The following is a 12,351-nucleotide window of genomic DNA, read 5'->3' as shown; positions in this document are numbered from 1 at the left end:
GACGGGGGCGCAGGCGGGAAAGTGTCCGGGCAAGTCACCCCCCCACCCAGAGTGAGAAGCCGTGAAGAGAACCCTGCACGACTTAGCCTCGCTGGCCGCCCGCATGGGCGTCGGCGGGATCTTCTTCGCCAACGGCTGGCAGAAGCTCGAAGCCGGCCTCAACGCCACCGCCGACCAGTTCACCGCGCTACAGGCCCCGCTGCCCCGCGTGTGGGCGCCGGTGACCATGCTGACCGAACTGGTGGGCGGCACGCTGCTGATCGCGGGCCTCGCCGTGCCGGTCATCGGGCTGCTGCTGTTCGCCGAGGCCCTCGCGGTGTTCGTGGTCACGGCCGGGGACACCGGCCTGCCGCTCACCGGGGGCGACATCGAACTGATCGTGGCCCTCGGGGCCGCCTCCGTGCTGCTGTCCGTCACCGGCGCGGGCCGGATCTCGGCCGACCACATGGTGGTCATCAAACGGCGCGAGGCCGAGGCGGCCGGGGAGTTCGCCGCCGACGCGGAGGCCGACGCGGTCATCGCGGCGCTGCGCCCGCCACGGCCCGGCGAACCGGGCGCGGGCGACTCCCCGGCCCGGCCCGCCCCGCCCACGCCCGATTCCGGCGAGCGGCGGCCCACGCCCACCCCCTCCGGTGATTCGCTCAAGTCGCCCGAGTCGCCTCCGGCGGCCGGATCCGGCGTGGGTGCGGGGTCCACCGCCTCTGGGACGGCCGCGGACCGGCCCGGCGACGAGGCTCCGGCCACGACGACGGTACGCAAGGCCGCGCCCCGGCAGCGGCGTACGCGGCGGGACGACGACACGACCACGGAGAGCCGGGCCGAGGCGCCCCCGGCCCGCTGAGCGGCGGCCGATGCCGCGCGGGCAGGGCGGGCCGGGCCGAACGGCTCAGCGGAGGTCAGGGCTCCCGGGAGAGCGGAAGGCGCAGGAGGAAGCACGCGCCGCGCGGGCTGTCGATGATCGTCAGGGTGCCGCCGTGACTCTCGGCGATCTGCCGGGCGATGGGCAGGCCCAGGCCCGCGCCCCCGACATGCCTGCTGCGGGCCGTGTCGAGCCGGGTGAACCGCTGGAACACGAGTTCGCGCTGGTGCTGTGCGATCCCCGTGCCGTCGTCGAGCACTTCGAGCACGGCCAGACCGGAACGGAACCGGGGATCGCGGTCGGGCGGGTCCTCGCGCCGCACCTCCAGCCGTACGGTGGTGGCGGCGTGTCTCTCGGCGTTGTCCAGCAGGTTGGTGACCAGACGGCCCAGCCGGATGCGGTCCCCCCGGACGACCACACCGGGAGTCAGATGCGAGACGATCCTCCTGACCGGGCGGCGGACGTCCAGTTCCGCGGCCACGAGCCGGCCGAGGTCCAGGGGCTCGCGTTCGCAGGGCGCGCCGGCGTCGAGACGGGCGAGCGTCAGCAGGTCGGCGGCGACCGCCTGGAGCCGTTCGAGGCTCTTCAGCACGGCCGGCCCTATCTCCCGCAGGTCGGACTCCTGCGGGGCGAGCAGCGCGTCCTCCACCTGCGCGCGGATCGCGGTGATCGGGCTGCGCAGTTCGTGGGACGCGTCAGAGGTGAAGCGTCGTTGCTGTTCGAGCGTCTCCTCCAGCCGGTCCAGCGTGTAGTTGACGCTCTGCGCGAGGTCGTGGATCTCCCCCTTGGACTCGGGAACCGGCACCCGCCGCCCGAGGTCCGATGCGTTGATCTCGTCGAGCTCGGCCCGGATGGCCCGCACCGGCAGGAGCGCACGCTTCACGCTGCGCCGGGCGCCGTAGGCGACGGCGGCGGTGACGAGCACCGAGCCCGCCGCCAGACCGGCCACCAGGGCCGGCGGCGCATTGAGCGCCTGGATCGGCGCGGCGCTGTAGACGGTCCAGTCTCCGCCGTCACGGTAGACCTGCTGCGCGATCACGACATCACATCGGTCCTCGCCGAAGACGCCGTCGCAGACCTCCCGCGTGGCCTTGCGGAGCGGCGCCCGGGGACGGAAGGTCGCCATGGCCGGCTTTCCGGCCATGTCCGGCGTCGCCGCGCGCACCCTGCCCTGCGGGTCCACCACCTGGATGGGCCGGTCTCGCCCGTCGGGGGGCAGCACGCTCCCCGTCTGCCCGCGGTCCACGAGGTAGGCGACCCGCCCGCCGCCCGACGTCACCTCCCGCATGAGGTTCTCCCGGGCCGCCACGTGCAGGGACCACACCAGGACGACCGAGAACGCGGCACACAGCAGGGCGACCACCGTGCCGGTGAACAGCGCGATGCGGCTCCTGACCGACCAACGATCCCCGAAACCCACGTGATCGCCCACTTACGACGTGGCCCTACTGACCGTGCGTAAGAAATCTACTCTTCAGGGCGTTATTAACCGGTAACGGAACAAACTGGACGAGATTGTCCTGTCGTGCCGAAGTGCCGACACGCGCAACACGACCGGCAAGCAGGTAAAGGAGCCTTCCTGACGGCCCTCCCGGATGGTGGGATATGGGGTATGAATGCCGCCGGACCACTGCCGGTAATCGACGTGACCGCCCTCACCGGTCCCGGGACCGGCCCCGAAGCAGGCCACGCGCGCGCCGAGGTCGCGCGCCGGATCGAGGCCGCCTGCCTGGACAGCGGTTTCTTCTACATCAGCGGTCACGGGGTGCCCGATGCCCTGATCGCAGAGCTCAGGGACGCCGCGGCGCGCTTCTTCCGGCTGCCCGAGGAGCACAAGTCACGTATCTCCATGAACCGGGGCGGGCGGGCCTGGCGCGGGTACTTCCCCGTGGGCGGCGAGCTCACATCCGGCCGGCCCGACCTCAAGGAGGGCGTCTACTTCGGCGCCGAGCTCGGCCACGACGATCCCCGGCCGCTGCACGGGCCCAACCTCTTCCCCGAGGAGGTGCCCGAACTGCGCCCGGCCGTGCTCGCGTACATGGACGCCCTCACCCACGTGGGGCAGGCGGTCATGCGGGGCGTGGCGCTGAGCCTCGGACTCGACGAGGACTACTTCGCCGCAGGTTACACGGCCACGCCCACGATCCTGTTCCGGATCTTCCACTATCCGCCCCCGCCGTACGCCGATCCGGACGAGTGGGGGGTCGGCGAGCACACCGACTACGGCCTGCTGACGCTGCTGCTGCAGGACGACCATTCCGGCCTCCAGGTGCACACCGCCCGCGGCTGGATCGAGGCGCCGCCCATTCCGGGCACCCTGGTCTGCAACATCGGCGACATGCTCGACAAGCTGACCGGCGGTCTTTATCGGTCGACCCCGCACCGCGTGCGCAACGCCACGGGCCGCGGCAGGCTGTCCTTCCCCTTCTTCTTCGACCCGGGCTGGGACTGCGAGGTGCCGCCGCTGCCCTCCCTGCCCGCCCGCGAGGGGGGCCGCGCCCGCTGGGACGGCCTGGACCTGCGGGCCTTCACCGGCACGTACGGCGACTATCTGACCGCGAAGGTCGCCAAGGTGTTCCCGCGACTCGGCGGCCGGGTACTGCCGGCATCCGGTGCGCCTGAAAGCATGTAATCAACCTGCACCCGTCGCACATCGTCGAGCGGCACGGCCTGCCGGTCGCGCTGTTCCTGCTCGGCGACCTGTGGTTCCGCTGGGCGCTGGGGCTGGGACGGCCCGCCGTTCGGGTCGCCGCGGCGCTGCTGGCCGCGGCGACCGTCCCGATCGGCCTGTGGTCGTCGGCCGCCCACCTCGGCGCGCTGGTCGTTCTGGTGGTCGCGATGATCTGCCTGGAGAACGTCCTCTCTAGGGCGGGCCGCCTCAGTCCGCCAGGCCGTTCCCGGCGATCACCTCGCGATACCACCGCGCGCTGTCGCGCGGCGTGCGCTCCAGCGTGTCGTAGTCGACGCGGACGAGCCCGAACCGCTTGTGGTAGCCCCGGGCCCACTCGAAGTTGTCCATCAGGGACCACACGAAGTAGCCGCGCAGGTCGGCGCCCCGGTCCATGGCCGACCGGGCGGCGCGGAAGTGGGCGTCGAGATAGGAGATCCGGCCGGGGTCGGACACCCCGTCGGGAACGGCGGCCCCGTTCTCCGTGATCATCAGTGGCGTGCCGGGGTAGTCGCGCGCCAGCCGTACGAGCAGGTCCTCCAGCCCGGCCGGGTTGATCTCCCAGTCCATCTCGGTGACCTCGCCCTGCGGGTCCTCCCAGGCGATGCCCTCGCTGCCGGGATACTCCGCATGCCCCTCGGACGAGGGGTCGGCGACGACCCGGTTGACCGTGTAGTAGTTGACGCCGAGCACGTCGATCGGCTGCGCGATCGTCGGCAGGTCGTCCAGGTTGACCTTGGTGAAACGCTCCAGATGGGCGAGGACGTCGGCGGGGTACTCTCCGCGCAGCACGGGGTCGAGGAAGAGCCGGTTCGCCAGCCCGTCGATCAGGCGGGCCGGCTCGGGGTCGCCGAGGATCGGCGTCAGGTTCAGCGTCAGCGAGACGGACTCCGCTCCCCCCGCCCGCAGCGCCTGCACGGCCAGGCCGTGCCCGAGCATCAGGTGGTGGGCGGCGGTGAACGCGGCTGCCGGGTCGGTCACCCCGGGCGCGTGCCGGCCCGAGCCGTACCCGACGAACGCCGACACCCAGGGCTCGTTGAGCGTCGTCCAGACGGGCACGCGGTCGCCGAGGCGCCGGTGCACGGCGGCGGCGTAGTCGGCGAACCGGAAGGCGGTCTCGCGGTTGGTCCAGCCGCCCATGTCCTGCAGCGTCTGCGGCAGGTCCCAGTGGTAGAGGGTCGCGACGGGGGTGATCCCCCTGGCGAGCAGGGCGTCGACGAGCCGGTCGTAGAAGCTCAGGTCGGCCAGGCGCGGCCAGGCCACCGAGAACCGGTACGCCTTCAGCCCCAGCCAGGCCATGATCTCGACGTCCTCGAGATAGCGGTGGTAGTGGTCGCAGGCCACGTCGCCGGTGTGGCCGTCGGCGACCATGCCGGGGGCGTGGGAGAAGGTGTCCCAGATCGAGGGGACGCGGCCGTCGGCGTGGACCGCTCCCTCGATCTGGTACGACGCGGTCGCGGCCCCCCACAGGAAGCCGTCGGGAAATGAGGTCATCGTGAACTTTCGCGAATCGTCAGCCGAGGTTCGAGGAGCGTCGACTCGGGGACGGCCTGGCCCTCCAGCTTGGCCATGAGCAGCCGGACCGCCTGCCTGCCGACATCCTCGGCGGGAATGAGCACGGAGGTCAGCGCGGGGCTGGCCCGCTCGGCGATATCGTCAGGGCAGATCGCCACCACCGAGACGTCCTCGGGCACCCGCCTGCCGAGGATCCGCAACGCCCCCAGCACATGGCCGGCGGCCGCCTCGTTGTGCACGACGAGGCCGGACAGCCGCGGCCGCTCGTCGAGCAGCAGCTTGACGGCGGCGTGGACCTCGTCGAACGACTCCTCGCAGGGGCGCGCGTCGGCCTCGAGGCCGTGCCGCCGGGCCGCCTCGACGAAACCCGCCATCGTCCGCTCCGCGAAGCCCGTGCCGCGCTCGTAGACCACGCGCGGCGCGCCGAGCAGCGCGATCTCGCGATGCCCGAGATCGGCCAGGTGGTCGGCGCACAGCGCCCCGGCGCGGGCGAAGTCGAGGTCGACGCAGGTCAGCCCTTCGGGGTCGGCCGGGAAGCCGATCAGCACGCTCGGCTCGGCGAGCTTGCGCAGCAGCGGCACGCGGGGGTCGTGAATCTCCACGTCCATCAGCAGCAGCCCGTCGACCAGCGCACTGGCCGCCACCCGGTGCAGCCCGTCCGCCCCCTCGTCGGCCGTCATGAGCAGCACGTCGTGGTCGTACTGGCGGGCCGTGGTGACGACCGAGGTCGCGAACTGCATGAGGACCGGCAGGTTCATGCCGGCCCGCAGCGGCAGCACCAGCGCGATGACCTTCGCGCGCTTGCTCGCCAGGGCGCGGGCGCCGGCGTTGGGGTGGTAGCCGAGGACCCGCACGCTGTCCAGCACCCGCTGCCGGGTGGTCGCCGAGATCGCCCGCTTTCCGCTCAGCACGTACGAGACCGTGGAGACGGCGACCCCCGCGTGCTTGGCCACGTCGGCGATCGTCACGGTCCTCACGGGCAGAACCCCAGCGCGCTCACCGTGACCCCCTCGCTCTCGTACACCACATAAAGATCGCGCACTCCGGCGGCTCCCGCCAGAGGAGTGCTCACCTCGACGAAATCGTGCCTGGTCGCCGTGGGCGGGACGCTGACCGCACCGGCGACCTCGCCGATCAGGGGGTCGTCGAGCCGCAGCGTGACCACCCCGCCCTCGTCGCTCGACACCGCGAGCAGGCACGCGGACGAGCTCTGATCGCCGGACTTCCCTCCGGAGTTCCCTTCGAAGTCCCCTCCGAAGTCACAGTCGCGGAAAGCGATCCACGCCCCCGGCCCGGTGGAGCGGACCGCGTCGCCGGAGTCGAGGGCGGCGTCGCACAGCACCACACCGTCGTACTCGTCGTGATCGGCCGCGTCCAGTGGCCCGGAGGTCAGATCCCGCGGCGGGATGCGCTCGCCCCGCACCCGGAACGGCGCGCACAGCCGGATGTCCCCCGACGAGGCGCCCACCTGCACCTTGTGCGCGGCCTCCTCGACCACGAACCTGCCCCGCGTCACGTCCCAGAAGGCCAGGTCGCCGACCGGCACGTCCACCGACACCGTACGGCTCTCGCCCGGCGCGAGCCGCACCTTGACGAAGCCGCGCAGCTGGCGCAGCGGCTGCTTGACGCGGGAGCGCTGCTGGTGGGTGTAGAACTGCACGACCTCCTCCCCCTCGCGCTCGCCGGCGTTCGTCACGGTGACCCGGACGGTCAGCGTGTCACCCTCGGCGAGGTCGGCCGACGACAGCTCCAGATCGGCGTAGGCGAAGCGGGTGTAGCTCAGGCCGTGCCCGAACGGGTAGAGCGGCCGGCCGCGGTAGTAGAGGTAGGTGGCGTCGGAGGCGATGATGTCGTAGTCGAGCAGGTCGGGCAGCTCGGCGGCCGATCGGTACCACGTCTGGGTGAGGCGGCCGCCCGGGTCGTCGTCGCCGAGCAGCACGCCGGCGAGCGCGTGGCCGTACTCCTGGCCGCCGTGGGCCGACCAGACGACCGCGGGCAGGTGCTCCTGCGCCCAGGTCACCGCGAACGGGTAGCCGCTGGAGACCACCAGAACGGTGGCCGGGTTGGCCGCGTGGACGGCCTTCAGCAGCGCCTCCTGCCGCTCGGGCAGCGCCAGCGTCGCGCGGTCCTCGGTCTCGCGGCCGTTCACCAGCGGGTGGTCGCCGAGCACCACGATCGCGACGTCCGCGCGGGCCGCCGCCTCCGCCGCGCGGGCCGCGCCGCTCTCGACCGGCTCCACGGACAGCACGGACGCGGCGTCGGGGTCGTCGGTCGTGCGTAAGACGCCGTCGGCCACGGTGACGTATCGGCCGGAGGAGATGTTGCGCAGCACGACGCCCCTCGGCCGCTCCTCGATCCGGAAGGTCTGGCGCACCTCCCAGCCGTTCGGTCCCGGCTGGTCGTTGGCCAGCACGCCGTCCTCTCCCGCCGACACGTGCCGCCCGTTGGCGCAGGACCGGAACGCGAACGCGCCGCCGCCCCAGTCGAACACGTCGAAGCAGGACCGCTCGCTCCCCACGTACAGCGGCCCGCCGGCGGGGTCGGCGGAGGCGCCGACGTACCCGCCCTCGGTGCGCAGCGCCACCCGGTCGACGCCCTCGCAGTAGACGGTCTCGCACCGCTCGGCGAGCCCCGCCAGGGCCGTGACATGGTAGGGCAGCGTGCCGCTGTACCAGTCCTCGAACAACGCGTCGGCCAGTGGGCCGATCACCGCGACCGTGCGCGGGGCGGCCAGCGGGAGCAGGCCGTCGTTCTTCAGCAGGGTGATCGACTGGCGGGCCGCCTCGCGCGCGAGCCGCTGGTGCTCGGGGCTGTTGACGACGTCGTGGGTGATGTCGTCGTACGGCGTGGCGGGGTCGAACTCGCCCAGCCGCACGCGGATCGACAGCGCGTGCCGGGCGGCGGCGTCGACGTCGGCCTCGGTCAGCAGGCCGCGGTCGAGCGCGGTCCTGACGTGGCCCAGGGTGGTGGCGGCGTCCGCGTCGTCCTGGGTGAAGCTGTCCAGGCCGGCCTTGATCGCGTGCGCGTACGCCTCGGGCAGGTCCTTGTGGTAGCCCTGCATCCCGGCGAGGTTCCCCGGCGCGTACGCGTCGCTGACCACCAGGATGTCGTCGGGCGCCCACGTGCGCAGGTGACTGCCGATCAGCGGCGACAGGTGGGCCGGTCGGCCGTTGACGAGGTTGTACGACGGCATCACCGCCACCGCGGCCCCCGACTCGACGGCCGGGCGGAACGCCTTCAGCTCGTATTCGTGCAGCACCCGCGGCGGCAGGCCGCTGGAGGTCACGCACCGGTCGGTCTCGTTGTTGTAGCCGAGGAAGTGCTTCAGCGTGGGCGCCGTCTTCAGCACGTCGTGGCCGCCGCGCAGGCCGCGGGCGTAGGCCGTGCCCATCACCCCGGTGAGCCAAGGGTCCTCGGAGTAGCCCTCCTCGTTGCGGCCCCAGCGGGGGTCGCGCAGCGGATTGACCACCGGCGCCCAGACGTTGCGGCCCACGCTCTGCGGGTCCTTGTGGTGGAAGGCCATGACCTCGTCGCCGGTCGCCTCCCCCACCTGGCGGACCAGGTCCGGGTTCCAGGTGCTGGCCAGCCCGACGGCCTGGGGGAACACGGTGGCCGGGCCGTGCCAGGCCAGGCCGTGCAGGGCCTCGGTGCCGGTGCGGAAGGTCCGCAGGCCGAGCCGTTCCACCGGCGCCTGATACTGGTGCAGCAGGCCGATCTTCTCGTCGAGCGTGAGCCTGCCGAGCAGGTCGTCCACCCGTTCGGCGGGAGACAGCGCGGGGTTCCGGAAAGCCGGGTCCGGTTCGTTCATGTGGAGACTTACCCTTCGCGTCGAAGCGCTTCGATGACCTGCCGAAAAACGCGCCCATGGGGGCGTCGCGAGGATCCGCATGTTCGGTTGGAGAAGCGCCGCTGTCGAAGCGCTTCGAAAGGGTTACCGCAAGTTTCCGGTGTGTAAATCCGGGCTTATTCGGAAGATTGCCCTCATCCTCGGCTCAGGTCAAGACCTGTGTGCCACGGGTTTTGAGAATGGCTCAGGGGCTCCCTGGGGCCGCGTGTCAGGAGTCGCTCGCCTCGTCCGCAACCGGCGACCAGCCGATGTCAGCAAAGGCATCCGCCGCCCAGTGCCGTACCAGGGGCAGATCGGACAGGCGTGATCCGTTCAGGATGGTCACTTTCAGTACCTTCAGCGCCCGTGTCAGGAACTCGGGCGCGAGGCGCTCACGGTCGGCGGCGAGCTGCCGCAGGACGCGGGCCAGCAAGGCGTCGCGACTCGCCGTACTCTCCTCCGGGCGGCTGCGCTCGATGACCGTCAGGCAGTTCTCGTAAGCCTGCTGGAGATCACCGCTTCCCTCCGGATTGGTGGAGGCGAGCCAGAGGCGGATGATGGCGTTCGTGGTGGAGATCGCCTCGTCCGTGGAGAGGGTCGCGAAGGCGCTCGTGGCTCCAACCTGGCCGGGGCCGAACCCGTCCTCATCGTCCATCTCCCGGATGATCGGCGCCAAGCCGTGCCAGGCGATGTCCTCGGCGAGATCGCAGGTGAAATAGCTCTCCTTGAGCAGGTCGAACGTTCGGGCATGGCGCCAGCCATGCACATTCCGGCCGCCGTCGCCGGGCGGCATCCGAAAGATCCAGAAGGGGTCCAGCTCGGGAGCGGCCCAGGACCCGTCCGTGGCCAGATCGACGAGGACGTCGCGCTCGTCGCCATGCCAGGTCCGATCCAGAGACAGCAGAGCGACCAGGTTCCGCCAGGCTTCCGCAGTGAACTGCGATCTCCACAGCAGCGCGTGACGCCGCCACTCGGCCGCCGGAAAAGACGAGCGAGGGAAGAGATCACGCCCGGTGACCGGGCCGCCGAGCAGGGCGACCAGGACGAGCAGGTTCGCGGAGTAGGCGGCATGCCGAACGGGGACACTGAGGGGGGTGGGCCGGTAGGAGTCGTGGGCGGTATCCCTGTGCGGTTCAAGGGCGCCGCTGAAGGCGGTGAGCAGCCAATCGCGAAGCAGCCGGCGCTGCTCGCCGGGAGTCTGCCGGGCGATCGCGATGAGGAACTCGATGATTTGCCCGCGCACGGTCAGGGGTGCGAAGGACAAGAGGGCCCGGATGAAGCCGTCATCGATCCTGTGCCTGCTGCGTGTCGCCGCGACGGCGGCCAGTTCGACGAGCTCGCGCAGGATCAGCCGGGCGACGAGGAACTCGCCTAATGTCGCGTGGAGGAACTCGCAGGTGTTGAGGTCGGCGTCGTGGCGCAGGGCCCTGGCCCTGTGAATGAAGAAGAACCGGCCGATGACGCGCTGGGCAGGAGTGGGTGGGGCGTGGAAGTCCGGCGATCGCTCTGGGAAGGCCAGCGGGCCGAGTAGCGCGGTGAGATCCGCCGAGATCTCGTCCTCGGTGGCCCACTGGCGGCCGCGATTGAACATCGCGAACGCCGCGACCGACACGTGCAGCATCTCCTCATCGATGGCTGACTCCAGCGAGTCTCCGGCCAGTTCCGGCCGGGACTTGCGGATCTCACGTTCGGCGAAGCGGCGCAGAATCCGTTCGTAGAGGTCGGCTCCGTCGAGCTCCTGCCCGCGCTGCTGAAGGGCATTGTCCGTCGCGTCGTACAGGGCCAGCATCAGCAGGAGCAGCGGTTGCGTGGCCAGCGCCGGTTGGCGCAGCGCCACCGCGAGGGGCAGCGGCCGCAAACCCCGCGCGGCCAGGTAGTCGATGTTGCGCTCATTCCAAACGGTCAGCCATCGCTCTACCTGCTCGTCCGTGAACGGCTCGAGCTTCACGACAACAGCGCCACCGAACGGGATCCGCGCCCGGTCCGCGACTGTGATGCGGCTCGTGACTACGACCATGACCGGTCGCCCCTGGTCGGCTTCGCGTTCCTGAAAGCGGACGATCTGTTCGAGATAGTCCGTCTGGCCGATGCCAGTGGCCTGAAGCAACTCGTCGAATCCATCGAGCAGAACGACCGACAGCGCACCGTCGGCCGTTCTGGCCAGCGCTGGCCAGGTCATGCTGTCGCCGGTCGCGTCTCTGATGGCGTGTTCGATCTGTGATTGCAGGTCCGTGTCGGCGGGGACGTCGCGTAGCGGTACCCGCACCGTCAGGAAGTCACGGGCGGGCAAGCGGGCGGCGAGCATCTGGGTGAGCACCGACTTGCCCGAGCCCGGCTGGCCTAGGACGATCAGAGGGCTCCTGATGGCGGCGAGCGAGGTCAGATGGCCGATGAAGAACGCCTGGAAGTCGTCCCGGACCGGCTGTTCCTCCCACCAGTCCTCCTGGCCGATCTGCGCATCGCGCGCGACCGCGGCGGCACGGAACCGGGGATTGACGTACCCTTCCGCTAGGACCGGAATCGTCAGGCCATCCGGCACGTCTCCTGTGGCCGCGATGGGCCTGTCCAGACTTCGCCGGTAGCGCCTGGCCAGCGCCTGCCGCCGGTGGTCGGCGAGTTCGACGCCGGAAGCGATCTCACCGAGGATGCGTTCCAGCCCTTCCAACCCGGCCTGCAACCGCACCAGTCGCTCTTGGGTGGCGACATGGCCGAGCCGATTCGACCAGAATTCCACCTCGGGGAAGTCACCGGCCAGACGACGTAAATGCTCTTCGTAGCGGCGCACCGCAAGGCTGGGAACCTCTTCGGTCAGGACGCGCTCGGCTTCCTCCGCGTGGTCGAGTCGACTCCACACCGCGGTCGCGCGCAGATAGGCGATCAGCCGCAGGGCCAATGAAGCGTAGAACTTCCCCAGCGTCTCCGGCATGTCGGCACCGTCGAGGTGCGCGGGCTCGCCGGGGATGTCGCTGTCGTTGAGCACAGCCGCAAGCTCTCGGAGCCGGCCGGAGGAGGCGTGCTCGCCCGTGGACAGGATGACCTGAGTCGGCTTTCGGAGTCTGAGGTCCTTGGCTCCCTCGGGGAGTTTCGCGGCGCTCACGGACTCGAAGAAGGCCGTGAGAACGATCACCTTATGAGCAGCCGTGAGCCGTTCGGTCCGGTCGAAGCGGCCCAAGCCGCGAAGCCGGTCTCCCAACCCGCTGATCAGTGCTCCGCTGAGTCGGGCCATCTCGCCCTTGGCGTCGAAGAGGTTGAGCGCGAACTCGGCGCCGCCGCCAGTCGCCGCCAGCAGGACCCCGCCGGTCAGTTTATCCAGCGCGGTCACGAGCGCGCTGCCAGAGCCGCCCAGCAACTTCACGGCGTCGGCGTAGGAGAGCTTGTTCGGCATCCGGTCTCCCTCGCGCTCGCTCTCCTCATGCTGGAGGACGCGGCCGATCGTGTACAGCCTCGCTCCTGTGCGACCCCGCGGTGCTACCGCCCGGCGAC

General features: G+C 70.9%; 7 protein-coding genes. 2 read left to right on the top strand and 5 right to left on the bottom strand.

From position 1 onward, the window contains the following. Positions 1-61: 61 nt before the first annotated feature. A complete protein-coding gene (locus ACQEVJ_RS10745; protein WP_433099711.1) occupies positions 62-841 on the top strand; it encodes a DoxX family membrane protein in 780 nt (259 codons plus the stop codon). A 55-nt stretch (positions 842-896) separates the two neighbouring features. On the opposite strand, the gene ACQEVJ_RS10740 is transcribed toward ACQEVJ_RS10745, so the two are convergent. After that, positions 897-2,279, bottom strand: a complete 1,383-nt coding sequence (locus ACQEVJ_RS10740; RefSeq protein WP_433099709.1) for a sensor histidine kinase — start codon at positions 2,277-2,279, stop codon at positions 897-899. Between the two features lie 192 nt (positions 2,280-2,471). Between ACQEVJ_RS10740 and ACQEVJ_RS10735 the strand changes: the two genes are divergently transcribed. Continuing rightward, complete coding sequence (locus ACQEVJ_RS10735; RefSeq protein ID WP_433099707.1) at positions 2,472-3,491, top strand: isopenicillin N synthase family dioxygenase; 1,020 nt, start codon at positions 2,472-2,474, stop codon at positions 3,489-3,491. 246 nt (positions 3,492-3,737) lie between these two features. On the opposite strand, the gene ACQEVJ_RS10730 is transcribed toward ACQEVJ_RS10735, so the two are convergent. From ACQEVJ_RS10730 to ACQEVJ_RS10715, 4 genes are all read right to left on the bottom strand, one after another. Beyond that, positions 3,738-5,021, bottom strand: coding sequence for a GH1 family beta-glucosidase (locus ACQEVJ_RS10730; RefSeq protein WP_433099705.1), 1,284 nt, complete (start codon positions 5,019-5,021; stop codon positions 3,738-3,740). Beyond that, positions 5,018-6,025: a LacI family DNA-binding transcriptional regulator gene (locus ACQEVJ_RS10725; RefSeq protein ID WP_433112648.1), complete on the bottom strand. Its 1,008-nt coding sequence runs from the start codon at positions 6,023-6,025 to the stop codon at positions 5,018-5,020. The genes ACQEVJ_RS10730 and ACQEVJ_RS10725 overlap by 4 nt, the downstream gene beginning before the upstream one ends. Beyond that, entirely contained in the window at positions 6,016-8,850 is a 2,835-nt protein-coding gene (locus ACQEVJ_RS10720) for a glycoside hydrolase family 3 C-terminal domain-containing protein (RefSeq protein ID WP_433099703.1), read from the bottom strand. The genes ACQEVJ_RS10725 and ACQEVJ_RS10720 overlap by 10 nt, the downstream gene beginning before the upstream one ends. 247 nt (positions 8,851-9,097) lie before the next feature. Beyond that, complete coding sequence (locus ACQEVJ_RS10715) at positions 9,098-12,253, bottom strand: NACHT domain-containing protein (protein ID WP_433099701.1); 3,156 nt, start codon at positions 12,251-12,253, stop codon at positions 9,098-9,100. Positions 12,254-12,351 lie beyond the last annotated feature (98 nt).

It is taken from the genome of Microbispora sp. CA-102843, assembly GCF_050936215.1.
Classification (GTDB): domain Bacteria; phylum Actinomycetota; class Actinomycetes; order Streptosporangiales; family Streptosporangiaceae; genus Microbispora.
The sequence above is the reverse complement of the archived record's forward strand: the minus strand, read 5'-3'. Positions and strand labels throughout refer to the sequence as shown.